The organism is Sphingomonas sp. KC8 (assembly GCF_002151445.1).
Classification (GTDB): Bacteria; Pseudomonadota; Alphaproteobacteria; order Sphingomonadales; family Sphingomonadaceae; genus Sphingomonas_E.
In genome coordinates, this window is sequence record NZ_CP016306.1 from 25,312 (window position 1) to 48,714 (window position 23,403).

The 23,403-nt window shown below is 63.0% G+C and carries 25 protein-coding genes; 14 read left to right on the forward strand and 11 right to left on the reverse strand.

Annotated elements, in window-relative coordinates; translation table 11 throughout:
* From KC8_RS00140 to KC8_RS00170, 7 genes are all read left to right on the forward strand, one after another.
* Nucleotides 1–243 carry a BolA family protein gene (locus KC8_RS00140; protein ID WP_010125191.1) on the forward strand — a complete coding sequence of 81 codons (243 nt, stop codon included), beginning with the start codon at nucleotides 1–3 and terminating at the stop codon, nucleotides 241–243.
* A gap of 1 nt (nucleotide 244) precedes the next feature.
* Nucleotides 245–577, forward strand: a complete 333-nt coding sequence (grxD, locus tag KC8_RS00145) for a Grx4 family monothiol glutaredoxin (protein ID WP_010125192.1) — start codon at nucleotides 245–247, stop codon at nucleotides 575–577.
* A gap of 387 nt (nucleotides 578–964) precedes the next feature.
* Nucleotides 965–1,867: an MBL fold metallo-hydrolase gene (locus KC8_RS00150; protein ID WP_010125193.1), complete on the forward strand. Its 903-nt coding sequence runs from the start codon at nucleotides 965–967 to the stop codon at nucleotides 1,865–1,867.
* On the forward strand, nucleotides 1,864–2,478 hold the full coding sequence (locus tag KC8_RS00155; protein ID WP_037495988.1) for a DUF4230 domain-containing protein: 615 nt from the start codon (nucleotides 1,864–1,866) through the stop codon (nucleotides 2,476–2,478). The genes KC8_RS00150 and KC8_RS00155 overlap by 4 nt, the downstream gene beginning before the upstream one ends.
* Nucleotides 2,479–2,483: 5 nt before the next feature.
* On the forward strand, nucleotides 2,484–3,482 hold the full coding sequence (nadA, locus tag KC8_RS00160) for a quinolinate synthase NadA (RefSeq protein ID WP_010125196.1): 999 nt from the start codon (nucleotides 2,484–2,486) through the stop codon (nucleotides 3,480–3,482).
* A 103-nt stretch (nucleotides 3,483–3,585) separates the two neighbouring features.
* Nucleotides 3,586–4,431, forward strand: a complete 846-nt coding sequence (nadC, locus tag KC8_RS00165) for a carboxylating nicotinate-nucleotide diphosphorylase (RefSeq protein WP_010125197.1) — start codon at nucleotides 3,586–3,588, stop codon at nucleotides 4,429–4,431.
* 62 nt (nucleotides 4,432–4,493) lie between these two features.
* Nucleotides 4,494–5,210 carry a ribonuclease T2 family protein gene (locus KC8_RS00170; RefSeq protein ID WP_010125198.1) on the forward strand — a complete coding sequence of 239 codons (717 nt, stop codon included), beginning with the start codon at nucleotides 4,494–4,496 and terminating at the stop codon, nucleotides 5,208–5,210.
* On the opposite strand, the gene KC8_RS00175 is transcribed toward KC8_RS00170, so the two are convergent.
* From KC8_RS00175 to KC8_RS00185, 3 genes are all read right to left on the reverse strand, one after another.
* On the reverse strand, nucleotides 5,185–5,628 hold the full coding sequence (locus KC8_RS00175) for a DUF4112 domain-containing protein (protein WP_010125199.1): 444 nt from the start codon (nucleotides 5,626–5,628) through the stop codon (nucleotides 5,185–5,187). The genes KC8_RS00170 and KC8_RS00175 overlap by 26 nt on opposite strands.
* 62 nt (nucleotides 5,629–5,690) lie before the next feature.
* Complete coding sequence (locus KC8_RS00180) at nucleotides 5,691–7,130, reverse strand: ABC transporter substrate-binding protein (protein WP_037495957.1); 1,440 nt, start codon at nucleotides 7,128–7,130, stop codon at nucleotides 5,691–5,693.
* Entirely contained in the window at nucleotides 7,130–8,701 is a 1,572-nt protein-coding gene (locus KC8_RS00185) for a peptide ABC transporter substrate-binding protein (RefSeq protein WP_010125202.1), read from the reverse strand. The genes KC8_RS00180 and KC8_RS00185 overlap by 1 nt, the downstream gene beginning before the upstream one ends.
* 184 nt (nucleotides 8,702–8,885) lie before the next feature.
* On the opposite strand from KC8_RS00185, the gene KC8_RS00190 reads away from it, so the two are divergent.
* Nucleotides 8,886–9,161, forward strand: coding sequence for an HU family DNA-binding protein (locus KC8_RS00190; RefSeq protein ID WP_010125204.1), 276 nt, complete (start codon nucleotides 8,886–8,888; stop codon nucleotides 9,159–9,161).
* A 74-nt stretch (nucleotides 9,162–9,235) separates the two neighbouring features.
* On the opposite strand, the gene KC8_RS00195 is transcribed toward KC8_RS00190, so the two are convergent.
* Together KC8_RS00195 and KC8_RS00200 are read right to left on the reverse strand one after the other, a co-directional pair.
* Nucleotides 9,236–9,691: a 3'-5' exoribonuclease gene (locus tag KC8_RS00195; RefSeq protein ID WP_010125206.1), complete on the reverse strand. Its 456-nt coding sequence runs from the start codon at nucleotides 9,689–9,691 to the stop codon at nucleotides 9,236–9,238.
* Nucleotides 9,692–9,701: 10 nt separating this feature from the next.
* Nucleotides 9,702–10,337, reverse strand: a complete 636-nt coding sequence (locus KC8_RS00200) for a TetR/AcrR family transcriptional regulator (protein ID WP_010125207.1) — start codon at nucleotides 10,335–10,337, stop codon at nucleotides 9,702–9,704.
* A 177-nt stretch (nucleotides 10,338–10,514) separates the two neighbouring features.
* Here KC8_RS00200 and KC8_RS20175 point away from each other — a divergent pair, with 177 nt between their 5' ends.
* The 5 genes from KC8_RS20175 (at nucleotide 10,515) to surE (ending at nucleotide 15,367) form a co-directional block, all read left to right on the forward strand.
* Nucleotides 10,515–11,273 (forward strand): TonB-dependent receptor, encoded by a 759-nt coding sequence (locus KC8_RS20175; RefSeq protein WP_232455592.1) that lies wholly within the window; start codon nucleotides 10,515–10,517, stop codon nucleotides 11,271–11,273.
* 77 nt (nucleotides 11,274–11,350) lie between these two features.
* Nucleotides 11,351–12,676, forward strand: a complete 1,326-nt coding sequence (locus tag KC8_RS20180) for a TonB-dependent receptor (RefSeq protein WP_232455593.1) — start codon at nucleotides 11,351–11,353, stop codon at nucleotides 12,674–12,676.
* Nucleotides 12,676–13,710: a metallophosphoesterase family protein gene (locus tag KC8_RS00210; RefSeq protein ID WP_010125209.1), complete on the forward strand. Its 1,035-nt coding sequence runs from the start codon at nucleotides 12,676–12,678 to the stop codon at nucleotides 13,708–13,710. The genes KC8_RS20180 and KC8_RS00210 overlap by 1 nt, the downstream gene beginning before the upstream one ends.
* Nucleotides 13,711–13,715: 5 nt before the next feature.
* Nucleotides 13,716–14,489, forward strand: coding sequence for an SDR family NAD(P)-dependent oxidoreductase (locus KC8_RS00215; RefSeq protein WP_010125211.1), 774 nt, complete (start codon nucleotides 13,716–13,718; stop codon nucleotides 14,487–14,489).
* A gap of 23 nt (nucleotides 14,490–14,512) precedes the next feature.
* Nucleotides 14,513–15,367: a 5'/3'-nucleotidase SurE gene (surE, locus tag KC8_RS00220; RefSeq protein ID WP_010125213.1), complete on the forward strand. Its 855-nt coding sequence runs from the start codon at nucleotides 14,513–14,515 to the stop codon at nucleotides 15,365–15,367.
* Nucleotides 15,368–15,461: 94 nt separating this feature from the next.
* On the opposite strand, the gene KC8_RS00225 is transcribed toward surE, so the two are convergent.
* The 3 genes from KC8_RS00225 to KC8_RS00235 form a co-directional block, all read right to left on the reverse strand.
* Nucleotides 15,462–16,958: a porin gene (locus tag KC8_RS00225; RefSeq protein WP_157663890.1), complete on the reverse strand. Its 1,497-nt coding sequence runs from the start codon at nucleotides 16,956–16,958 to the stop codon at nucleotides 15,462–15,464.
* A 209-nt stretch (nucleotides 16,959–17,167) separates the two neighbouring features.
* Nucleotides 17,168–18,205, reverse strand: coding sequence for a substrate-binding domain-containing protein (locus tag KC8_RS00230; protein ID WP_010125217.1), 1,038 nt, complete (start codon nucleotides 18,203–18,205; stop codon nucleotides 17,168–17,170).
* A 700-nt stretch (nucleotides 18,206–18,905) separates the two neighbouring features.
* Complete coding sequence (locus KC8_RS00235) at nucleotides 18,906–19,184, reverse strand: integration host factor subunit beta (RefSeq protein ID WP_010125219.1); 279 nt, start codon at nucleotides 19,182–19,184, stop codon at nucleotides 18,906–18,908.
* A gap of 255 nt (nucleotides 19,185–19,439) precedes the next feature.
* On the opposite strand from KC8_RS00235, the gene KC8_RS00240 reads away from it, so the two are divergent.
* Nucleotides 19,440–19,811, forward strand: a complete 372-nt coding sequence (locus KC8_RS00240; RefSeq protein ID WP_010125220.1) for a c-type cytochrome — start codon at nucleotides 19,440–19,442, stop codon at nucleotides 19,809–19,811.
* Nucleotides 19,812–19,908: 97 nt separating this feature from the next.
* On the opposite strand, the gene rpsA is transcribed toward KC8_RS00240, so the two are convergent.
* The 3 genes from rpsA to KC8_RS00255 form a co-directional block, all read right to left on the reverse strand.
* Entirely contained in the window at nucleotides 19,909–21,609 is a 1,701-nt protein-coding gene (rpsA, locus tag KC8_RS00245; RefSeq protein WP_010125221.1) for a 30S ribosomal protein S1, read from the reverse strand.
* A gap of 174 nt (nucleotides 21,610–21,783) precedes the next feature.
* On the reverse strand, nucleotides 21,784–22,425 hold the full coding sequence (gene cmk / locus KC8_RS00250) for a (d)CMP kinase (RefSeq protein ID WP_010125222.1): 642 nt from the start codon (nucleotides 22,423–22,425) through the stop codon (nucleotides 21,784–21,786).
* Nucleotides 22,422–23,393 (reverse strand): proline iminopeptidase-family hydrolase, encoded by a 972-nt coding sequence (locus KC8_RS00255; RefSeq protein WP_010125224.1) that lies wholly within the window; start codon nucleotides 23,391–23,393, stop codon nucleotides 22,422–22,424. The genes cmk and KC8_RS00255 overlap by 4 nt, the downstream gene beginning before the upstream one ends.
* Nucleotides 23,394–23,403 lie beyond the last annotated feature (10 nt).

Consider the following 23,403-nt stretch of genomic DNA (forward strand, 5'->3'; position numbering starts at 1 on the left):
ATGCCGATGGCGGCCGACGAGATCGAGACGCTGATCCGGGCAGCAATCCCGGATGCGCTGGTCGAGATTACCGATCTGGCCGGCGACGGCGACCATTATGCCGCGCGGGTGGTGAGCGAGAGTTTTCGCGGACTGCCCCGCGTGCGCCAGCATCAGCGCGTCTATGACGCGCTGGGCGGCCGGATGGGCGGGGTGCTGCATGCGCTTCAGCTCACCACTGCTGCCCCCGAGCAAGGAGCGTAAGATGAGCGACGACGTCCAGGCCCGCATTGCCGAGGCTGTCAAATCCGCCGACGTATTGTTGTTCATGAAGGGTTCGCCGCTCTTCCCGCAGTGCGGCTTTTCCAGCCGGGCGATTGCGATCCTCGATCATCTCGGTGTGGAATATGCCACGGTCGACGTGCTTCAGGATCAGGGCATCCGCCAGGGCATCAAGGAATTTTCGGACTGGCCGACGATCCCGCAGCTTTATGTGAAGGGGGAATTCATCGGCGGATCGGACATCATGATGGAGATGTACGAGGCCGGTGAGCTGTCCGAACTGATGGCCGAAAAGGGCGTCGCCCGCGCGGCCTGACGCTTTGGCGGCCCGCGCGATCGGGCGCGGATTGATGATCCGATGAAAAAAACAGCGTTCGCCGGGAAACCGCGCGGGCGCTGTTTTTGCGTGCGGGCAAGCCGCTGACGATGACTGGCCTGACGACTTCTGGCCTGATGACTTCTGGCCTGATGACTTCTGGCCTGTCGACTTCTGGATCGTCGATTTTCATGGGGTGGGGTGAAAGGGCGGGGCAGCGCGAGACCGGAACAGCGCCTGCCCCGCCGCTTTCAGAACGGGAACAATTGGAACGCTGATAAATAAGCAGATTGCGTGCCAGAAGGCCGCCGGCCCACTTTTCCGGGTAAGACGATGGTTGATGCCTGCTAAAGCATGAGGTGATTTGTAAGATTGCCCGACAGATGCATGATCGCCCTTCAAATTCAGGGCAGCCAATGCCACATGGCGAACATGGACGATCAGATTTCCGGCGTTGCGCAATGCCTGCATCCCCTGGTGCGCCGGGTGCTCGCGCCCAATCCGTCCCATTTCACCCTCCATGGCACGCAAACCTATATCGTTGGCCATGGCGAGGTGGCGGTGATCGATCCGGGGCCGCACCTTGACGCGCATGTCGCGTCGATCCTGGCGGCGACGCAGGGCGAGGTGATCCGGTATATCCTGTGTACGCACACCCATAATGATCACAGCCCGGCGGCCGCGCCGCTGAAAGCCGCGACGGGCGCGGAAATCGTCGGCTGCGCGCCGCTGGTGCTGGATGACAGCGGGCCGCGTTCGGATGCCGCGTTCGACCGGACCTATGCCCCCGACCGCGTGTTGCGCGATGGCGAGGCGGTGTCGGCGGCGGGCTGGACGCTGACCGGTGTCGAAACGCCGGGGCATACGTCCAACCATCTGTGCCTGGCCCTGCCGGAGGCCGATGCCCTGTTCACCGGCGATCATGTGATGGGCTGGTCGACCACCGTGATCTCTCCCCCCGATGGGGATATGGCCGATTACATGGCGAGCCTGGACAAGCTGATGGGGCGTGCCGACGCGATCTATTATCCGGCGCATGGCGACCCGGTTGAACGGCCGCAGCGTTTCGTGCGCAGCCTGATGGGGCATCGCCGCCAGCGCGAGGGGCAGATACTTCGCCTGTTGGGCGATGGCGACAAGCCGATCCCGGCGATGGTGGCGAAGATGTATGTCGGGCTTGATCCCAATCTGATTCCGGCTGCCGGCCGATCGGTGCTGGCGCATCTGATCGATCTGGAACGGCGCGGGCAGGTGGTGCGGGCCGGTGAGACATGGGCGCGCGCGGCATGATCAGGCGGCTTCTGATCATATTGGTGTCGGTTGCCTTGCTGGCCGCCGCGATCATCGGCGGGCTTTGGTATGGCGCGCGCTGGATGACCAAACCGGCTGATCCGGTGACGATCGCCGCCGCCAGCCTGCAGGCCGTGCGCGAACAGAACCGGCTGGTGCCCTTTGCCGCCCGTTTCGTGGCGGTGGTGACGTCCACCCAGTCCCGCTTCGGCTTCAGCGCGAAAAAGACGCTGATCATGCCGGGGATGGTGCGTTACGAAATCGATCTGGCGGCGTTGCAGCAGGATGATCTGAACTGGAACGCGGCCACCAATACGCTGGCGATCACCTTGCCAGCGGTGCAGATCGCGGGACCGGAAGTCGATCTCAAAAATATCCGCGAATATGGAGAGGGCGGCGTGCTGATGGCGCTGACCAATACCGAGGCAGAACTGGACACGGCCAATCGCAATGCCGGACAGGCCGAACTGCTGCGACAGGCGCGCGAGCCACTGCCGATGAAATTGGCGCGTGACGCGGCGCGCAATGCGATAGAAAGAAGTTTCGTGATGCCGCTGCGTGCGGCGGGAATCGACGCGAAAGTGACTGCGCGATTCGAAGGAGAGAGTTGAGCCAGATGAACGCCCCCACCCAAAGCCTCGCCGGGTTGGACCTGCGCGCCGAAGTCGAACGGCTGCGCAAGGAACGCAATGCCGTCATCCTGGCGCATTATTATCAGACCCCCGATATTCAGGATCTGGCCGATTTCGTGGGCGACAGCCTCGATCTGTCGCGCAAGGCCGCGGACACGAACGCCGACGTGATCGCATTTTGCGGCGTGCGCTTCATGGCCGAGGTCGCCAAGATCCTCAGCCCCGAAAAAACGGTGATCCTGCCCGACATGGACGCCGGCTGTTCGCTGGAGGATAGCTGCCCGCCCGATCAGTTCGCCAAGTTCCGCGCGGCGCACCCGGATCATATTGCGCTGACCTACATCAATTGTTCGGCGGCGGTGAAGGCGCATTCGGACATCATCGTCACGTCGTCTTCGGCGGAAAAGATCCTGAGCCAGCTGCCGATGGACCAGAAGATCATTTTCGCGCCGGACAAGAATCTGGGCGCTTATTTCAACCGCAAGACCGGGCGCGACATGCTGTTGTGGCCGGGTGCCTGCATCGTCCACGAAGCGTTCAGCGAAACCGAACTGCTGAAGCTGAAGGCGCAATATCCGGACGCGCCGGTTGCCGCGCATCCTGAATGCCCGGCCTATATCCTTGATCATGCCGATCAGGTGGGATCGACCCGCGCTATTCTGGAATTTGCGCTGTCGTCGCCGGCGCAGACGATTATCGTCGCCACCGAACCGCACATCATCCACCAGATGCAAAAAGCGGCACCGCACAAGCAGTTCATCGGCGCGCCGGGCGCGGACGGGAACTGCAACTGCAATATGTGCCCGTATATGGCGCTCAACACGATGGAAAAGCTGTACATCGCGCTGCGCGACATGGAACCGCGGATCGAACTGGACGAAGCGACGCGCCTTGCGGCCAAGCGCCCGCTCGATCGGATGCTGGCGATGGCGAGCGGCACGGTGGGGCTGGGTGATCTGGGCCTGCGGCTGACCGGGGCTTGAGTAAACGTCGCCCCGAACCGGCTTCGGGGCGACTGCACCACAATCACCGCTCGTGCGGGCGAAACGTGGATGCTGGAACAGATTCAGCATGATGGACGGACTTATGCCCTTCACCCTTCCGAATTTCGATCTTGATGCCTTCGTCCGTTCCACGCTTGCCGAGGATCTGGGTGAGGGCGGGGATATCACGTCCGCCGCCGTCATCCCCGAGGATGCGATGTTTGCCGGCGTGATGGACAGCCGCGATGCGATCACCGTTGCCGGCCTGCCGCTGGCCGAAGCCTTTTTTCGCGCGCTCGACCCGGATGTCGAGATCGAAACGCTGGTGGAGGAAGGTGCGCAGGTAGCGCCGGGTACCGATCTGATGCGGCTGCGCGGCCGCGCGCGGGCGCTGCTGACGGCGGAGCGTTCGGCGCTCAACACCGTTCAGCACCTGTCGGGGATCGCGACGATGGCGCGCGGCTATGTCGACAAGATTGCCGGAACGGGGGCGACCTTGCTGGATACGCGCAAGACGATCCCTGGCCTGCGCGTGCTGGAAAAATATGCGACGCGCATGGGTGGGGCTACCAATCATCGCATGGGCCTGTGGGACGCAGCCATGATCAAGGACAATCATGTCGCGGTCGCCGGCGGCGTGGGGCCGGCCGTGCTGCGCGCCAAGGCGGCCGGGATCGCGTCGATCATCGTCGAAGTTGATCGGATCGATCAGATCGAACCGGCGCTGGCGGCCGGCGCGACGCACCTGCTGCTCGACAATATGGACCCGTCGACATTGCGCGGGGCCGTCACGCTGGTCGGCGGCCGGGTGCCGACCGAGGCATCGGGCGGGGTGCGGCTCGACACGATCCGCGCGATCGCGGAAACCGGTGTTACCTATATTTCGGTCGGCCGGCTGACCCAATCGGCCCCCGCAGCCGATATTGGTCTGGATTTGGCTAGCGCCTGAGGCACTTGCGGCGGGGGGGCGGCCGTCTATGGTGCCGCCCGAATTCCGGGGGATGCCAGTCGATGAACATGATCAAGCCGATCGCCGCTGCCGCGCTGCTGGTGTTTCCGGTCGCGGCGTTGGCGCAGGCGCGCGACTGCCGCGTGCCGGCGGTGCTGCCGCGCCCGGTTCTGGACCGGCCCGACGCGGGCGAGAAGCGCGACGTGCCGATCGGCGGCTATACGCTGGCGCTAAGCTGGTCGCCCGAATATTGCCGCACGCGGCAGAACAGCAATGCCGATCGCTTTCAGTGTGGCGGGGGCGCGCAGCGTTTCGGTTTCACATTGCATGGCCTGTGGCCGGATGGGCGGGGCCAGCAATGGCCGCAATATTGCCGGCCGGCGGCGCTGTTGCCGGACAAGGTGGTCCGGGCCAATCTGTGCGCCATGCCATCGGTGCAGTTGCAGCAGCATGAATATGCTAAGCACGGGACCTGCATGAACCTTGCGCCGGATGAATATTTTCGTTTATCTACAGGTCTTTACGGGCGGCTGCGTTATCCGGATATGAACGCGCTGTCGCGCCAGCCGACGCTGAGCGCACGCAAATTGGCCGAAGCGCTGGCAGCGGCCAATGGCGGGATGGACCCGGCGGCGTTCAAGATCGTCACCAACCGGCGCGGCTGGCTGGAAGAAGTGCGATTGTGCCTCAATACGGCGCTCAAGCCGCAGCGCTGCCGTGCATCGGCGCAGGGCGCGCGGGCGAACGAGACCGTCAGGATCTGGCGGGGCGGGCGCTAGGCATATCGATCGTGACAGTGCCGGGATGATGCTTGTCCAGATGGCGGCGGATGATCTTCAGATTGCGGCTGTTCGAACGGTAGAAGAAATCGAACGCGTCGCCGATCAGCGGAATCGCGCCCAGCACTGAATCAATCCCGACATTCGCTGCCATGCGGGTAAGCTGGAATTTCGACATGCCGAGGTTGCGCGCCTCCCACACGATCCATGCGCCCATCACAGCGGTGACCACGTCGCCCAGCACGGGAACCAGCCCGACGATGAAATCAAGGCCCACGGGCTGTTTGACGCCCGGCACGACGAACGCGCGTTCAAGCAGCTTTTCCATCGCTTCAACCCGGCGACGGACGGCTGCGGGATCGCGGTCCACGCTGGCAAGCGCTGCAAGATCATCGAAATTGGGCGGCGAAACGGCCATCAATATCTCCTCATGGCCCCGCGATATAGGAAGGCTTTGCGAAATTTCATCCGGTGGCCCGGTCAACGTTTCCCGCGCCGCAGATGGTTCAAAGGATGCGCGCCCCGCGGGTTTTCCTTGAAATTGTTCAAGGTCGACGTGACCAGCGACCAGCGCAGCGGCATTGCCAGCGGAATGAAGGGCGTGATCTGGACGAGCCGGGCATCGGCTTCGGCCAGCGCCAGATTGCGTTCGGGAAGGGTGGCCGCGGTGCGCGCCTGTTCGAGCAGGGCATCGACGGTTTCACTACAGACGGGCGCGCGGTTGCATTGGAACTGGCGCAGATACCAGGCACCAGTATCGGCTGGCGCGACCTGATCGATCAAGCGCAGGTCGGCTTTGTCGCGTGGGCCGACGGCCACGGCGTCTACCCCGATCGATGCCCAGCCGCTGCGCAGAAAGGCGAAAAGCAGTCGTGCGCCCGGCCCTTCGGGCATGGCGACGCGGATGCGGGCGGGCGGCGCGCCGGTGGCGAGGGCGTTGACCGCGATGGCCCGCCTTTGTTGTAGCGGCGTATCTACCCAATCCGGCGTGGCGGGGGCAGGAAGATCGGCCATACCCGCCGGTGCGATGGTAACAGCCGGCCGCCAGCCCTTGACGGCGAAGGTGGCGACCAGCCGGTCGCGGTCGATTGCCATCGACAATGCGCGGCGGTTTTCGGCACTACCCAGGAATCCGCTGGTGTCGCTTACGGCCAGGCCAAACAGCCCCGATACCGGATCGAACCGCAAGGTATTGGCCGGCATCTGGGCGGCGCGGGCAATTGCGAGATCCTGGAAACGGCCGCCAAGCACAGCTTGTGCCGTACCTTCGCGAAAGCGGACAACGGCCATCGCCGCACGATCGCCGCGCAGTCGCACCTGCTGGCGTGCAATATCAGCCGGGTTCGGCTCTTCGTCATTATCGATGCTGAGCGGGCCAAGCAGAAGCCAGCCGGGGCCACGGCCGTCGATTTTGAGCGGGCCGCTGCCACCGGTGCTGCGTGATTTGATCAGTGCCATTTCCGGCTGGGCGAGCAATTGCAGAAAGTTCGGGCGGGGCGCGGTCAGGCGGATTTCGACCACCTCCGGCGTTACGGCGATAATCTCATCGATCGCGCCGAGCATGGGTTTCAGCGGATTGTTGCTCGTCCGCCCGATCATCTCGCGCAGCCTGCGGGCCACGCCTGCAGCGTCAAAGCCGCTCTCGCCATCGATGCGGAACGTATAATAAAGGCCATCGTCCGATACATCCCAGCGGATCGCAACGCCGGGTTCGATCTGGCCGCTGGCATCGAACCGGATCAGGCCTTGCGCGGTAGCGGCCACCAGCGCGGCATCGCCGGTGCGCAACGTCTTCTGGCTGGGATCCACGATGGCAGGCGGATCGCCGATGACGCTGACATCCAACGGTCCGTCATGGCCGCCTGAGCCGGAACAGCCCGCAGTGGCGAGAAAAAGGGCGATCGCGATCTGGCGCTTCATCATTTCAGCCCCAAGGTGCGACTGGGGTGGATATTGGCGGGATTGTCATGCCAGCCGGTGACACGCGGTGCGACCAGCGCACGGCTGACATAGAAATAGAGCGGCAGCACAGGGGTATCGTCCATCAGAATCGTTTCGGCCATGCGCATTGCGGCGGCGCGGCGTTTGGGATCGGCTTCGGCAAGGGCGTGATCATATGCCGCATCGTAGCGCGGATTGGCATAGCCCGAATAGTTGATCGGCCCGGCATCCGATCGATGGACCGCCAGAAAATTTTCCGGCGCGGACAGATCGGCAATCCAGCCCGAACGGGCGAGCATGAAATCGCCGCGCCGCATGGCTGCAAAATGCAGCGCGGCTTCACTGTTGAGCAAATGCACCTCGACGCCCAGCGGCCGCCACATGGCGGCCAGGGCGATGGCGACGCGGCGATGATCCGCATCGCTGTTGAAACGGATATCAAAGACGAGCGGGCGATGGGGGCCATAGCCGGCTTCGGCCAGCAACGCCGCCGCTTTTGCGGTGCGCCGCGCCTTCGGCCAGTCGGCCCATGCGGGGCGATATGCTGCGAGCCCGCTCGTGCCATCGGGAACGATGCCCCAGGCTGGCGGATTGCCAATGCCCATCAGTGGCCCGGCAATCCATTCGCGATCGACCGCCAGGCTCAACGCGCGGCGAATACGCGCGTCATCGAAGGGCGGGCGGCGCGTGTTGAACGCGAAATAATAGCTGCCTTCATACGGTGCGACATGCGCCGCGCCCGGCAATTCACGCCGGATCCAATCGAGCCGGGTGGGTGGGAGATCGGCGGTCGTGTCCGCCGTGCCGGCCCGAAACATGCGCAACGCCGTCAACCGATCGGGAACCGGCCGCCATTCAACAATGGGAACCGGTGGAGGCGCATCGTGCCATGCGGGGTTTACCGCGATCCGTGCGACGTCGTTGAGTGTCCAGTTGACCAGTCGATAGGCGCCGGATGTGACCAACGGCCGTTCGGCGGTCCACCCGTCGCCGAGCGCCGCGATACGATGGATTGGCAGCGCTGCCATGGCGGGGTGTGCCAGCAAGGCCGGGAGCGCCGCGAACGGATGGCGCAGCTTGACGACGACGGTTCCTGCATCAGCGCTGACATCGGCGATAGCGGCGAACAGAGGCGCGCTGGGCGCTGCGGTGCCCGGCGCGTTGAGCCGGCGATGGACGTCGACGAAGGTTGAGGCGCTGATCGGTGTACCATCCGAAAAGCGCAGGCCAGGCCGCAAAGGGAAGCGCCATGTCCGCCCGTCCGCTGAAACATGCCAGCCGCTCGCAAGGCCCGGTTCCGGCGCGCCATGCGCATTGAACCGGGTCAGCCCTTCGAACAGATCCACCGCGATACGCGTGGAGGCGAGTTCCGATGTCTTGTGTGGATCGAGGCTTTTTACCTCGGCATCGGCGAGACGGACGAGAAGGTTGTCGCGTTGCCCCGGTCGATCGGGGGCGGGGGAGCCGCATGCTGCAGGTATCAGCAGGGCCAAGGCGAAAAGGCGTCGGACGATCCGGCCGATGCGATTGCGATCGGGATTCACATCCATCCACCTAGCCCAATCCGGCGCCGGCATGAAGGCGCTTGGCGAGGCCAAATGCCCCGCTGAAAGAGCCAACTTATCCCCAATCAACGGAAAACGCCCTCATAACCGCGAAAATTCGGCATGGGGGGGATGACATCACTCGAAAACTCGGGCAGCGGAGCGAGAGGATTCAGCAGAAAGGAACAACATGAACAGCACCGATCTCGCCGACGGCATCGCCAAGACCCAGGGCCTGACCAAGGCGCAGGCAAAGGCGATTGTCGACCAGGTTCTGCAGGCGATCACCGATGCGGCCGTGGCCGGCGAGGAAGTCTCGCTTCCGGGCTTCGGCAAGTTCAAGGTCCAGGCTCGTCCGGAGCGCGAAGGTCGCAACCCGCGCACCGGCGAAACGATGAAGATCGCAGCGTCGAAGAAGCTCGGCTTCCAGCCCGCGAAGGCGCTGCGCGACGCGCTGAACGGCTGATCTCGCGACAGCTGAACAAAAGGGGCGTCCCGGCGAAAGCCGGGGCGCCCTTCTTTTTTGGGCGGTCGTGCAGACTAGCGGTCTTCGGCGTCCAGCACGAAATCGCGCAGGGCACGGGCGTCATGCAGGGCGTTGTGCGGCACCCGGCTGTTCATCGCGGTACTGAAGCCCGGACTGCGGCGAAATTCGAAACGCAGGCTGCCAACATCGACGATGTCGGCCGGGCCGACCAGCAACAGCCGACAGAATAAGGCAATGTCTTCGGGCCAATCCGCAACGATCACCGGATCCCGATCCCCGCCGAGGAACGCCGCCACTTCATGCGCGGCGGTAACGGCGTCGATCCGGTTGTTGAGCGATTGCGGCACGCTATCCAGATAAGGCAGCACGTTGCGGGCAACCCACGGGTGAGGGGGGCCGGCAAAGGGCACCACCGCATAATATTCCTGATCGCCAAACTCCGGCACCAGCCCGATGCTGATCAGTTCGCCGCCAAAGCCATTGAATTCGGTGTCGAGAAAATAGCGCATCAGCGGGCGATCATGGAGCGTCGCCGGCCACTGCCGCGCGGGCGAGCGTGTGGAGCAATGCCCGAAACCGTTCGACTTCGGCCGGATCGGACGCATCATAGTTGCGGTGCGCGCCGAGCTGGCGACTGTTGCAGACGAAGAACAGCGCGCCGCCTGCCACGCCATTGAGAAGCAGCATTGGCGGGATAGGGCGAAACACGCCGGCATCCACGCCATCGGCGATGATCATTTCCATATCGCGCAGCGCGAGTTCGGAAAACAGGGTCGGGTTATCGCCGCGCGGCCCGGCATCGGCAATCAGGCGCTGGATGATGCGAGCCGCGGCCGGGCGTTGCACCATGAAATCCAGCCACCCATCCAGCAAGGCGAGAAGCCGGTCCATCGGTTCCGTCGCAGCGGCGGTCCGTTCGAGCACGAACGCGTGCATCGCGGCGAAAATATCGCTTTCCACCGCGTCGTACAGTTCCTGCTTGCCTGGAAAATAATAGACGATCGAAGGCCTGCGAATTCCAACGGCCTGGGCGACATCCTCCAGCCGCGCGCCGGCATAGCCGAGGTCCGCGAAAACCGTCTCCGCTGCATCCAGAATCGATTGGCGGGTGATATCCCCGCGGGCCTGCCGGACGGCTGGTCTGATAGCACTCATCCCTACGCCTTATGCCTCACATCCAGCGCAGGCAACGCCGCAACCGCTGCCTGCGCACAAGAATATCTGTGACCAGGCTTGAAATCTACCGACATGTAGGTAAAAATCTACCTGGGCGTAGAGAGAAGTGGATTCGTTGCCACCCTTTGCGCCCCACGCACAGGGAGAGGATTGAGAATGAAACGTCGTTTCGTACGCGTACTGACGGCAACATGGCTGGCGACTGCCGCCGCCACGCCGGCCATGGCGCAGGATGCCGCTGCATCGACTGGCCTTGAGGACATTGTCGTCACCGCACAGAAGCGCGAGGAATCGCTTCAGGATACGCCGATTTCGATCGTTGCGCTGACCGCGAAGGATCTGGAAACAAAAGGCGTATCGGGCCTGACGGATTTGCGTTCGCAGGTGCCCAACCTGCAGCTGACGCCGCACCCGAACAGCGCGAACACGACGCAGGTATTCATGCGGGGCGTAGGCCTGAGCGACGACCAGATCACGCAGGATGCCGGCGTGGCCGTCTACATGGACGGCGTGTATGTCGCGCGCAGCCAGGGCCTTGCACTGGAAGTGGCGGATCTTGAACGGGTTGAAGTGCTGCGCGGGCCGCAGGGCACGCTATACGGACGTAATGCCACGGGCGGCGCGATCAATTTCATCACCCGCAAGCCTGAACTGGGTGAACTTGGCTTCAAGGGGCAGCTGAGCATCGGCAATTACGACATGCGCCGGATCAAGGCGGCGGTGAATGTGCCGCTGGGTGACCGCGTTGCCGTTGGCCTGTCATATGCGAACATCCAGCAGGACGGGTTCATCGCCAACCCCGGCACCGGGGTGAAACGCTGGGGCGACAAGGATCGCCAGGCGATGCGCGCGGACGTGCTGTGGGAGGCCACCGACACGCTGCAGCTCGCTATGCCTATGACCGCTCCGAAGTAGACGACACGCCGATCTACGTTGCGCTGTCGCCGCTATATCCTGCGGTCGCGCGCCGTCCGCAGGCAGGTGACCCAGCCGTGCGCGATGTGCTGCCTAATGATGTCGTGTCGCAGGGCCACAGCCTGATCGGCGAATGGCGCGCGTCGGATGATCTGACCGTCCGTTCGATCACCGCGTATCGCAAGGTCAATAATTTCCAGAATCAGGATTATCTGACGGGCGCGTTCGGGCCGTTCCCGCTGCAGAAGAATAACAGCCGCACCAAGCAGGATCAGTGGAGCCAGGAAATCCAGCTGGTCGGAACCGGGATGGACGGGGTGCTCGAATATGTCACCGGCCTCTATTATTTCACCGAGAGCGGCGACAATTTCAGCAACAGTTTCAGCGGCACCACCACCGTCACATCCCGGACGCTGGCGACCATCAAGAACAGTTCCTGGGCGGCCTTCGGCCAGCTGACGGTGACACCGCGACTGCTGGATGAACGGTTGCACATCACGATCGGCGCACGCCGTTCGTGGGACAAGCGCGAGGCGACATTGAGCCGGACGACGCAAACGGGCGATGGCCCGATTACGCCAGTGCCGGGCATCGGCGATGGCAGCCGCAAGTTCAAGGATTTCAGCCCCAGCCTTGTCGTTGCATTTGATGCCGCAGACGGCGTCAACCTGTATGCAAAGGCCGTGAAGGGCTACAAAACCGGCGGCTACAATATTCGCGCCAGTTCGATCGCCAATTTCAACAATGGCTTCGATGCGGAAACCCTGTGGTCTTACGAAGCAGGGGTAAAAACCCAGTTTCTCGACAATCGGGTGCGCCTGAACGCGGCGGCCTTCGTTTCCAAATATCGCGATATCCAGATCAATGTGCAATCCGATCCCACCAATGCCCGGATCACCGATGTGCTGAATGCGGGCAAGGCCACGGTTAAGGGATTCGAGGGCGAACTGACGATCGTTCCTGCGGATGGCGTGCGGATCACCGCCAATTACGGCTATCTTGACCCCAAATATGACGAGATCATCAGCGGGACAGGGCAGGACGTGTCGAACATGTTCCGTTTCACCAACAGCCCGAAACACAGCTACGCCCTTGGTTTCGATTATACCCTGCCAGCCATGTCGTTCGGCACGCTGAGCGCGAACCTCAACCAGAGCTGGCAGAGCAAGAAATATTCGAATGCCAGCGTCGCCAGCGGGGCCTATATCATCGGCAGCTACGGCCTGCTCAACGCGCGGCTGACGCTGGCGGAAATGCCTTTTGCCAAGGGTGTGAAGCTGGGCGTGTGGGGCCGCAACCTGACCAATCGCGATTATTACATCATGCAGTTCAACATCGGCCGCCCCGGCGCGCTGTTTGGCGAGCCGCGTACCTATGGCGTCGATCTGGGTATCGAGTTCTGATGATCACGCGCCGTTTCCAGGTGCGGATTGCTGGTGCTGCGGCATCGGCGCTGCTGCTGGCCGGGTGCGCAATGGGCGACGTGGCAGGCGGGACTTCGGTCCCGTCCGCCGTGCCGCGCACGACGCAGGCCTTCGCGGATCCGCCGGGCCAGTTCCGCTTTGTCATCGTCGGTGATCGTACGGGTGGCCACCGGCCCGGCGTGTTCGAAAAGGCGATGGACCAGATCAATCTGCTGGCGCCGGCATTCGTGATCGGCGTGGGCGATCATATCGAAGGCTATACCGAGGATCAGGCCGTACTCGTTCGCGAATGGGATGAGTTCGACGCCGCTACGGCAAAACTGAAAAGCCCGTTCTTCCATGTCGTCGGCAACCACGACATCGGCAATGAAGTGATGCGCGCGCTGTGGCGCAAGCGCATGGGCCGCGATGTCTATCATTTCCGCTATCGCGATGTGCTGTTCGTGGCGCTTAACACGGAAGATCCGCCGCCCCCCAAATCGAACAAGCGCGAACTGCTGAAGGAATATAGCCCGCAGGAAATGCAGCAGGTGATCGGTGCATTGCAGGCGGGCGATGCCGCCGTTGAAGCGATCATGGCGCAGCCGCGGCTGCGTTCGCTGGTCGAGAAGTTCAAAGCCGCGGATCAGGTGAGCATCAGTCAGTCGCAGATTGATTATGTGCGCAAGACGCTGGCCGACAACCGTGATGCACGCTGGACTTTCTTCCTGATGCACCGGCCTGGCTGGCGCTACGCTTCGCCCCAGTTCAAGGCGATCGAGGCCCTTGCGGCCGGGCGCCCGCACAGTTTCGTCGCGGGGCATTTCCACAGCTACGCCTATCAGCAGCGCGATGGCGTGGATTACATCCAGATGGGGACAACCGGCGGCCTGATGGACACAAACCCCGCCAACGGCGCTGCGATGGACCATGTTTTGTATATCACGATGACCCCGTCGGGACCGGAGATCGCCAATATCCGGCTTGATGGTCTGTTGGATCGTCGTGGCCCGGTTGCTTTGAAGAAGGACTAATTCCAATGACGCTCTCTCCTGCACTTGGTGCGCCGGCTACTCCGGTCATCATCACCGGCGGCGCATCGGGCATCGGCCTGGCTTCGGCACAGGCGCTGGCGGCGGTCGGCCGGCCGGTCGCATTGTGGGACATCAACGCCGCCAAGGCGGACGAGGCAGCAGCGGCCATCCAGGCGGAACATGGCGTCCGTGCGGTTGGCGTTGGCATCGACTTGCGCGATCTGGCGGCGATCGCGCCCGCGCTGGATGTAACGCGCGCGGCGCTCGGCCCGATCGGCGGCCTTGTCCACGCAGCGGGTGTGGTTGACCAGGGTTCGTTGGACGGGCTTACCCCGCAGAGCTGGGACGACGGCATCGCCGTTCACCTGCGCGCGATGGCGTTCATCATTCAGGCGATCCAGCCCGATCTGGCCGCGCAGCCGGGTTCGGCGATCGTCGCCATCGCATCGATCAACGCGACGCTCGGCAATGCCGTGAACCCGATCTACAGCGCGGCCAAAGGGGGGATGCTGTCGCTCGTCCGTTCGCTGGCCGATCGGCTGGCGCAGGATAAGGTCCGCATCAATTCGGTTTCACCGGGCTATGTGCTGACGCCGATGATGGCGCCTGCGGTTGCGGCCCTTCCCGAAGGCCATTTCGAACGGCGCGTATTGCTCAATCGCATCGGCGATCCCAGCGAAATTGGCCGGGTGGTGCGGTTCCTGCTGTCTGACGAGGCAAGCTATGTCACGGCGTCCGAGATCATCGTTGATGGTGGCACGGTTTCGTCGCAGCGCTGAAATACGGGATCGAGGGACAGGATATGAAATTACTGGGTGCGCTTGCCGCTGGGGCACTGATGCTGGCGGGCGGGGTGGCCACACCTGCGCTGGCCGAGGTGAAGGCGCCTCTTCGCGTGCTGATCAGCAATGATGACGGCGTTGCGTCTGAAGGCATCGCCGCGCTTGTCGCAGCGCTTCGCCCCTTTGCCGACGTCACCGTATCCGCGCCGGCGGCGAACAATTCGGGCGGCAGCCAGAGCGTGACGCTGTTCAACGGCCCGGTGCGGGTGGAAAGGCGCGATACGGGTGACGGCGTGCCGCATTATGCCGTGTTCGGCACGCCGGCGGATTCGGTGATCTTCGGTTTGCTGGAAGCAGGCAGGGCCAAGACGTTCGACCTGGTCATTTCCGGCATCAACAAGGGCGAGAATGTGGGCGAAGCGGTCCATGTATCAGGCACAGTCGGGGCGGCCCGGCAGGCGCTGATGCTGGGCGTTCCTTCGATCGCCGTTTCGCAGCAATATGCGCCGAACGGAAAATATGATTTCACCGTTGCCGCCCGCTACACCGCCAAACTGGTGCAGGCCCTGCAAGCGATGGGCGACAGGGCACCGCGCTTCGTTTCGGTGAACGTGCCGACCGTGGCCAAGGGCGTGAAAATGACGCCTGCAGGCGGCATGCCGTTTACGGTCAAGGGTTTCACCAAGACGGGAGAAGATGGCCCCGCGACCATCTATCGCGCCGATTTCGGCATGGGCGGCAATGCCCCCAAGGGCAGCGATACCGAAGCCCTTGCCAACGGTTATATCACGGTGACGCCACTGACCGCTGATGCCAATGCACGGCCGTTGGATGCCAAGACCGCCAACAAGCTGGTTGCGATCGGCCTTCAATAGGGGCGATTGCGCCCGGCGCGATCCGCACCTGTACGAGAAAGGCCCCGTCCTGCTTATGCGGGACGGGGCCTTCTTCATTCCAATAGCCGGGGCTTTAAAATTCAACCTGCGCGCGCATCGCGAGCGAGTTGAACTTATAGCTGCGCGCATTGATCGGCGTCGTCGCGGGCAGCGGATTGACCGTGGCTGCCTGGCTGCCACCGTCGACCACGGTGTGCGAGAACTGGGCCATGAACCGGATGTAATCCATCGGGTTCCAGATCACGCTGGCCTGATAGCCGACCTGCTTGCCGCCATTGACGTAGAAGTTATTGGCGGTCGTGAGATTAGCGCCGGCCGCAACGCGATCGTTGAGGTCGGTGTAATCGACGCGGGCGTTGATCTGGATCGCGCCCATGCCGCCTTGATCAAATGGTTTCAGCACCTTGGTGCGATCCCACTTGCCGCCTTTGTAGCCGCGGCTTTCGCCGGTCAGGTAGAAGCCGACTTCCCCGTAGACGCTGGTGAAGGAAGGGCTATCCAGCAGGAAACGCCCGGCGGTGCCGTTGTTGCGGTCGAACACATGGCCCGGTGCATGGCTGTCGACCCAAAGTTTCTGTCCTTCGGCTGCGAAGTGCAGCGGACCGTGGATCGCGGCGAGTTCGATCCCGACCACATCATCGCCATTGGCCGCGAGGTTGCCGGTGTCGATGAACCGCTGGCCGGTGATCTGGGTGAACGGACGGGCGCGATACTGGAAGCCCTGGGCGTCACGCTGGAACACACGGTGCTGATAGCTGCCGCCGATGTGCAGGCGGGTGGAGCCGAGCATCGGTGAATAGGTGCCACGCACCGAACCCTGCCAGCCGGTACGGGTGGTGCCATCGTTCGAATTGTTGATTTCCTGCCCGAAAATGCCGGCGGTCAGGGTGTAGCTGTCGGCCTTGTCGGTGAGCGCGATTGCCGCGCCAAGACGGCGATTATAGCCGAACGCTTCGGTAAAGGTGGCGCGTTCCATGAACGAACCCAGGCGTGAACTCGTCATGGTTTCAAGGCTCGACAACGGGTAGAAATTGCCGACCGTGACCTGAATGGGGCTGCCCGCGCGCTGATAGGTGAGGACGACGTCCTCATAGTCCACCGCACTCTGCGCGAGATTGAGTTCGACCTTATAGCCGAACCCGCCCGGCATCGAGCCTTCGGCACCAAACACGATGCGGCGGGCGCGATTGCCAAAGCCGAGACCATTATAGCTCTGCGCGCCGATTTCCCGTTCGATATAGCCGGCATCGAACTGCACGAAGCCCTTGGGCTTGAACGTGAAGCCATTGCCCGACGCAAATTGCGGGGCCGCCTTCCAGCTCGGTGTCGATGTCGTCACCTGCTTTTTCAGGCTGTCGAGCTGCGCCTGCAAGGCGCCAACCTGTGCCTGCAGAAATTCTACCTGCGTCGCGGTTTCCTCGGCATTGGCGGGCGCGGCCGGCGGCACGATTTCTTCCCCGGCCTGTTCCTGCACCGGCGCTTCGCTGGTGGCCGGCTGGGTCTGGGCCTGAGCTGTGGCGGTGAACATCGTGCCACTGAGCAATGCGGCCAGTACTAACGTTTTTCTCATGATCCCTCCCTGTCCCAGCAACGGCTGGTCTCGGTAGGTCGGTCCGATAGGCATGCCCCACGACGGGATCGTGACAGCGTGGTTTCAGTTTCGTGACGGCGCATTTCGCGGCGATTCTCGGAGGGATGAAAACGAAGGCGCCCTCCGCACCGAAAAGGTGCGAAGGGCGCGGTTGCAGGCGTTTTAAGACGCCGGAATATGTGTGACGTTTATTTGACGGAGGCCGGATCCAGCGGGGTGAAGCTGCGGGCGGCGGCGGCCGATTTCTGGCGAACCGCGGTCGGCGCTGAAATCAGTCCGCGACGGACGAGATAACCCTGCGGACCCCAGGTCGCCTCCTTGGAAAATTCGGCAACATAGGCGCGGATCGCCGGAATGGCCTTCAGGTGCGCGTTCTTGACGTAGATAAAGAGCGGACGGGCGCCCGGATATTTGAATGTCGCAATCGAATCATAGGTCGGCACAACGCCGTTGATTGCGACACCGCGCAGCAGGTTCTGATTGGCTTCGAGATAGCTGTAGCCGAAGATGCCGACGGTGCCGGCGTTCGCTTCGATCTTCTGGACGATCAGATTGTCGTTTTCGCCAGCTTCCACATAGGCACCATCTTCGCGAACGGCGGTGCAGGTCGCCTTGAACTTGGCCTCATCCGATTTCTTGAGTGCGGCGATGGCGGCGTTTGCCTCGCACGGGGGCGTCATCAGCAGTTCGGTGAGCGCATCGCGCGTGCCCGACGTAGGCGGCGGACCATACACCTTGATCGCGATCGCCGGGAGCTTGGGGTTGACGTCCTTCCAGGTCTTGCTGCGGTTCGGCTTGCCGAACGGGTTCTTGGCGATGGCCATGTAAAGATCGCGCTGGGTGAGCGCGGTGAGCGCACCATTTTTGGCGGTGGCGAGGGCGATGCCATCAAGACCGATCTGGATTTCGGTGATCTGGCTGACGCCGTTCTGCGCGCACATCTTCACTTCGGATGCCTTGATCCGACGCGAAGCATTGGCGATGTCCGGGAAACTTGCGCCAATGCCCTGACAGAACAGCTTCAGGCCACCGCCAGTGCCGGTGGATTCGATGATCGGGGCGGGAATGCCCGGATTGGCGCGGCCAAAGCGTTCGGCAACCGAAGTCGCGAACGGATAGACCGTCGAGGAACCGACGGCCCGCACCTGAGTGCGCGCGAGGGCCGGCGTGGAGACGGTGGCAAGCCCGGCGACGAGGCCAAGCATCACGAGCGAACGGTTAAACATGGACACCCCTAAGAAAATCCGGAGCGCGAGATGCGCTACGGGCTGGTCTGTAGCGGGGCTTGGATGTTGGAAATGTGACGTGTGAATTACGGGTCTGTGACAGTTCGTTCGAGCGTCGGAACCTGGCAAAGGCGAACGGTGGGTTGCCGCGCCCCTGGGATGCGGAACAAATTTCGTCCCGGCGTTCGTGCGGGCGACGCGAGAGGGCAGGTTGTGCCGATTTGGGCCGGCCCAAGACTGCGAGACCGACCTGTCGGGCTGCGCGTGATGCGCCGCGCCCCGGTGCGGAAGGGGATTATGGTGCGGACGGCGGGACTTGAACCCGCACTTTCACGAAGAAAAGCAGATTTTCGCACCACTTCGGCTTTCGCCGCCGGCCACTCCCGCAAAGGAAATGAAACCGTTTGTGGTCCGGACTGTCCCTTCGCCATGGCCGTTGAAAGGCCGAAGGCGCCACCCGTCCAGTCTCTACACCTTCCCGTTCCTGCCATGGGGCAGGGCCGGGCTTGGCTCGGGATTGGCCTAGCGCGCTGATGCCCGCCTTAGCTTTCCCCGAATTTGAGCGGTTCTACTCCGTGGATTTCCCCACGGGCACTCAAGTCATTTAAGTCTGCTGCGTCTACCGATTTCGCCACGTCCGCGGCTACGGCCCCAAAGGCCGCAAGCCGCGGGCGCGGTCAAGCCCTGAAACGCAGGAACCTTACATATTCAGGCGCGCACGCATCTCTTTGCCCGGCTTGAAATAGGGCACGCGCTTCGCGTCGACCTTCACTGATTCGCCTGTACGCGGGTTGCGCCCCGTCCGGGCGACGCGGGCACGGGTGGAAAATGCCCCGAAACCACGCAGTTCGACGCGGCCGTCTTCCTTTAAACGCTCCGAGATCTCCTCGAAGAAGACACTAACGATGCGCTCTACCTCTGCCAGCGAAAGGCCACTATTATCCTTTGCCAGCTGCTGTACGAGTTCTGATCTGATCATTGGCCTCTCCCCCCACTTGCTGCCACTCGGGCCATTCGTTGGAGCGATGCGATCAATATTGTCACTCTCCTTTGATTGGTGACCCCCACGGCCAGGCAATCGTCGGAAACTGTGACCGCACCGCAACGACCCGATACCGGTCGATGCTACCGGTTGGCGCCATTATGCAACAAAACGAGCGGGAAAGCGATGGGGCAGTTGTAGGTCGCCGAATCGCGGATTAGCCAGATTGTGACAATTTCAAAGGAGATCGGAATGAAGGGTGTTGTTCGGAAACTCGCGATTGGGCTGGGTTTGACCCTACTGACATCGCCGGTGGTGGCAGCGCCCTTGCCGAAGCCGCCGGGCTTTGCCGTCTGTTCGGTCTGCCACAAGGTCCAGGCGGGTGCGTCGTCGACCATGGGGCCAAATCTCTGGGCCGTCGGTGGCCGCAAGGCCGGGGAACCGGCGGGCTACAGCTATTCGCCGGCGATGAAGAAATATGCCCAGCCATGGACACGGGCCAATCTGATCACCTTCCTGACCGATCCGCGCAAGGTGGTGCCGGGCAACAAGATGGCCTTCGCCGGCCAGAAAGATCCCAAGGTTGCCGCCGCGATGGCGGATTACCTGCTTTCACTGAAATAGGGCTGCCCGCGCCAAAACGGGACAATCGCCGGACAAAAAAAAGGGGGCGCGGACCATGTGATCCGCGCCCCTTTTCTCTTGCCCGAAGGCGAGCGATTTATTCGCCGCGCGCCTTGTTGAGCGCCGCGCCGAGGATGTCGCCGAGCGAGGCACCCGAGTCGGACGAACCGTACTGCGCAACAGCCTGCTTTTCTTCGGCGATCTGCATCGCCTTGATCGAGAAGGTCGGCTTCTTCGAACGATCGAAGCCGGTGACCATCGCGTCGAACTTCTGGCCGACCTGGAAACGCTCCGGACGCTGCTCGTCGCGGTCGCGGCCGAGATCGCCACGCTTGATGAAGCCAACGGCGCCATCGTCGCCCGCCTGCACGTCGAGGCCGGCATCGCCAACCGACAGGACGGTGATCGTGACGATCGCATTCTTGTTCAGCTTGTCGCCGGTCGCCGCGACAACGCCGCCACGTTCGAGCTGCTTCATGCCGAGCGAGATGCGCTCCTTCTCCGGATCGATGTCGAGCACGACGGCGGAGACGGTTTCACCCTTGTGGTGCAGCGCCAGCGCGTCTTCGCCCGAAACGCCCCAGGCGATGTCGGACATGTGGACCATGCCGTCGACGTCGCCGTCGAGACCGATGAACAAGCCGAATTCGGTGGCGTTCTTGACTTCGCCTTCGACGGTCGAACCGATCGGATGCTTCTCAGCGAAGGCTTCCCACGGATTGTTGATCGCCTGCTTCAGGCCCAGCGAGATACGACGCTTTTCGGCATCGACTTCGAGGATGACGACATCGACTTCCTGGCTGGTCGAAACGATCTTGCCCGGGTGGACGTTCTTCTTGGTCCAGCTCATTTCGGAGACGTGGACCAGGCCTTCGATGCCCGGCTCAAGTTCAACGAACGCACCATATTCGGTGATGTTGGTCACGCGGCCGGTGAACTTCGCACCGATCGGATACTTGGCGCCGGCGCCTTCCCACGGATCGCTTTCGAGCTGCTTCATGCCGAGGCTGATGCGCTGCGTGTCGCGGTTGATGCGGATGATCTGGACACGGACGGTATCGCCGATGTTGATCATTTCGCTCGGGTGACCGACGCGCTTGTAGCTGAGATCGGTGACGTGGAGCAGGCCGTCGATGCCGCCGAGATCAACGAACGCACCATAATCGGTGATGTTCTTGACGACGCCTTCGATCACCTGGCCTTCGGCCAGCGACTGGATGAGGCCGGTGCGCTGTTCGGCGCGGGTTTCTTCCAGAACGGCGCGACGCGACACGACGATGTTGCCGCGACGACGATCCATCTTGAGGATCTGGAACGGCTGCGGGATATCCATGAGCGGGGCGACATCGCGCACCGGACGGATATCGACCTGGCTGCCCGGCAGGAAGGCCACGGCGCCGTTGAGGTCGACGGTGAAGCCGCCCTTGACGCGGCCGAAGATGACGCCTTCGACGCGGGTCGACTGGCCGAATTCGGCTTCGAGCTTGTCCCATGCGGCTTCGCGACGTGCACGGTCGCGGCTCAGCATGGCTTCGCCCATCGAATTTTCGACGCGGTCGACATAAACTTCGACTTCGTCACCGACCTTCAGTTCGGCCTTCTGGCCCGGCGCCGGCGCAAATTCGCGCAGCGCGACACGGCCTTCCGACTTCAGGCCGACGTCGATGACGGCCATGTCGTTTTCGATCGCGGTGACGGTGCCCTTGACGACGCGGCCTTCGAAGCCCTGATCGTCACCGAGGGTCTGGTTGAGAAGCGCCGCGAAATCATCGCGGGTAGGGGTTGGCGAGGTTGCCATAGTTAGAGTGTTCCTGATTGACGGTTTCCGGCCATCCGGTTGAATCCGGAGGTCTTTTGGCCGAACCGCCGCACGAGCCCCATGCCCGTACGGCATCTTTCAGGTGATTTTCCGTGGAAAAGCCAAAAGCGCGCAAGAAGGCCCAGGCATGATCTGCCGGTCCCTGCGCGCCGCTTACGGGTTGGCCTGGCGGCGGTTCCCGAACTGGGCCTCCACGAGCGAAATCGCCCGATCGACGGCCGCGTCTATATCCATATAGCTGGTATCCAGCAAGGCGGCATCGTCGGCCGGGCGCAACGGTGCGGTGACGCGGGTGCTGTCGCGCAGGTCGCGCGCGCGGATATCGGCCAGCACCTTATCGAAGCTGATCTCGTGCCCCAGCCGCACAAGTTCGTCATGGCGGCGCCGCGCGCGGACGGTGGGCGTGGCCTTTACATAAAGTTTGGCGTCGGCGGCAGGCGCGATCACCGTCCCGATATCGCGCCCGTCGAGCACCGCGCCACCGGGGCGGGCCGCAAAAGCGCGCTGGCGTTCGACAAGCGCTGCGCGCACCGCCGGAATGGCCGAAACCTGCGATGCGGCCGCACCGGCAATCTCTGTCTTGATTTGCGGATCGGCCAGCAGCGCATCGTCAAATTCGCAGGCGGCCAAGGCGGCGGCTTCGTCCGCAGGATCGCCACCATCGCGCAGCACCTGCAGGCCGACCGCGCGATAGAGCTGGCCGGTATCGAGATAGGGCAGTTTGAAATGGGCGGCCAAAGCACGGGCGATGGTGCCCTTGCCGGAGGCGGCGGGGCCGTCGATGGCGATAATCATGGCTGGTCCTGTTTCGCCAGCCATTCGGCCAGCGTCGCGACATAAGCGCCGGGTTGATCGGATTGGGCGCGATGCGCGGCGTCGCCGAGGATTGCAAGCCGCGCGCCCGGCGTTTCGCTGGTAAAGCGACGAGCCGTTTCCGGTGTCACTTCATCGCTGTCGCCGATCAGGAACAAGGTGGGCGCCGCAATCCGTTTCAAGAGCGGCTCGCCGTCATAGTTGGCGAGCGAGCCGGTGGCGCGGAACTCGTTCGGCCCCCACATCGCGTTGTAGATATTGACGGCAAGCTTCAGGCCATGTTTCTGTTCATAGGCCGTTGCCCATGCGGGCAGAGGGCGAAGGCGCCAGAATCGGGCATAAAATGCGTCAACCGCCGCGTCGCATTCGGCCTTGGCCGGCGGGGTAGGGCCTTCGCAGGCATCGAGGGCGGCCTGCATATCGGAAGGAAGCTTCGCGCGGAGCACTGCTGCGTCGTCCATCCATGCCCGCGTCGAGATCAGCGGCCCTTGCAGGATTAGGCTGGCCAGTTCGCGCGGGTGTCGCGCTGCATATTCCAGCGCGATCGTGCCGCCCCAGCTGTGGCCGAGGACATGCCAGCGAGAAACACCAAGCGCCACGCGGATCGCATCCAGTTCATCGACGAAGCGCGGTATATGCCAGTTGGCCGGGGCGCCGGGCTTTTCGGAAAGACCGCAATCGAGCTGGTCATACAGAATGACGGCCCTGTCGGCGGCCAGCGGCAACGCCGGCAGAAAGGAACCGTGGCTCCCGCCGGGGCCGCCATGGATCATCACCACCGGCGGCTTTGGCGCAGCCAGATCGCCATTGATCCGTACATAAACCCGCCCACCGGGGACGGGCACCAGCATTTCACGATCGGGCTGGATATTCGGTGCGGCTTCGGCAAGGGCGGCGGCGGGAGCGAGCAGGGCAGCACCGGCCATCGCCAATGTGGTGCGCCGATCCATCTCCGTTCCT

Bases quoted from the DNA above. Each gene is read 5' to 3' on its own strand.
- KC8_RS00235 (WP_010125219.1), bottom strand. From the start codon at position 19,184: ATGATCAGATCAGAACTCGTACAGCAGCTGGCAAAGGATAATAGTGGC.
- KC8_RS00210 (WP_010125209.1), top strand. From the start codon at position 12,676: ATGATCACGCGCCGTTTCCAGGTGCGGATTGCTGGTGCTGCGGCATCG.
- KC8_RS00155 (WP_037495988.1), top strand. From the start codon at position 1,864: ATGATCAGGCGGCTTCTGATCATATTGGTGTCGGTTGCCTTGCTGGCC.
- KC8_RS00150 (WP_010125193.1), top strand. From the start codon at position 965: ATGATCGCCCTTCAAATTCAGGGCAGCCAATGCCACATGGCGAACATG.
- KC8_RS00255 (WP_010125224.1), bottom strand. From the start codon at position 23,393: ATGGATCGGCGCACCACATTGGCGATGGCCGGTGCTGCCCTGCTCGCT.
- nadC (WP_010125197.1), top strand. From the start codon at position 3,586: ATGCCCTTCACCCTTCCGAATTTCGATCTTGATGCCTTCGTCCGTTCC.
- KC8_RS00230 (WP_010125217.1), bottom strand. From the start codon at position 18,205: ATGTTTAACCGTTCGCTCGTGATGCTTGGCCTCGTCGCCGGGCTTGCC.
- KC8_RS00215 (WP_010125211.1), top strand. From the start codon at position 13,716: ATGACGCTCTCTCCTGCACTTGGTGCGCCGGCTACTCCGGTCATCATC.
- rpsA (WP_010125221.1), bottom strand. From the start codon at position 21,609: ATGGCAACCTCGCCAACCCCTACCCGCGATGATTTCGCGGCGCTTCTC.
- KC8_RS00185 (WP_010125202.1), bottom strand. From the start codon at position 8,701: ATGGATGTGAATCCCGATCGCAATCGCATCGGCCGGATCGTCCGACGC.
- nadA (WP_010125196.1), top strand. From the start codon at position 2,484: ATGAACGCCCCCACCCAAAGCCTCGCCGGGTTGGACCTGCGCGCCGAA.
- KC8_RS00200 (WP_010125207.1), bottom strand. From the start codon at position 10,337: ATGAGTGCTATCAGACCAGCCGTCCGGCAGGCCCGCGGGGATATCACC.
- KC8_RS00190 (WP_010125204.1), top strand. From the start codon at position 8,886: ATGAACAGCACCGATCTCGCCGACGGCATCGCCAAGACCCAGGGCCTG.
- KC8_RS00175 (WP_010125199.1), bottom strand. From the start codon at position 5,628: ATGGCCGTTTCGCCGCCCAATTTCGATGATCTTGCAGCGCTTGCCAGC.
- KC8_RS00180 (WP_037495957.1), bottom strand. From the start codon at position 7,130: ATGAAGCGCCAGATCGCGATCGCCCTTTTTCTCGCCACTGCGGGCTGT.
- surE (WP_010125213.1), top strand. From the start codon at position 14,513: ATGAAATTACTGGGTGCGCTTGCCGCTGGGGCACTGATGCTGGCGGGC.
- grxD (WP_010125192.1), top strand. From the start codon at position 245: ATGAGCGACGACGTCCAGGCCCGCATTGCCGAGGCTGTCAAATCCGCC.
- cmk (WP_010125222.1), bottom strand. From the start codon at position 22,425: ATGATTATCGCCATCGACGGCCCCGCCGCCTCCGGCAAGGGCACCATC.
- KC8_RS00240 (WP_010125220.1), top strand. From the start codon at position 19,440: ATGAAGGGTGTTGTTCGGAAACTCGCGATTGGGCTGGGTTTGACCCTA.
- KC8_RS00140 (WP_010125191.1), top strand. From the start codon at position 1: ATGCCGATGGCGGCCGACGAGATCGAGACGCTGATCCGGGCAGCAATC.
- KC8_RS20175 (WP_232455592.1), top strand. From the start codon at position 10,515: ATGAAACGTCGTTTCGTACGCGTACTGACGGCAACATGGCTGGCGACT.
- KC8_RS00225 (WP_157663890.1), bottom strand. From the start codon at position 16,958: ATGAGAAAAACGTTAGTACTGGCCGCATTGCTCAGTGGCACGATGTTC.
- KC8_RS00195 (WP_010125206.1), bottom strand. From the start codon at position 9,691: ATGCGCTATTTTCTCGACACCGAATTCAATGGCTTTGGCGGCGAACTG.
- KC8_RS00170 (WP_010125198.1), top strand. From the start codon at position 4,494: ATGAACATGATCAAGCCGATCGCCGCTGCCGCGCTGCTGGTGTTTCCG.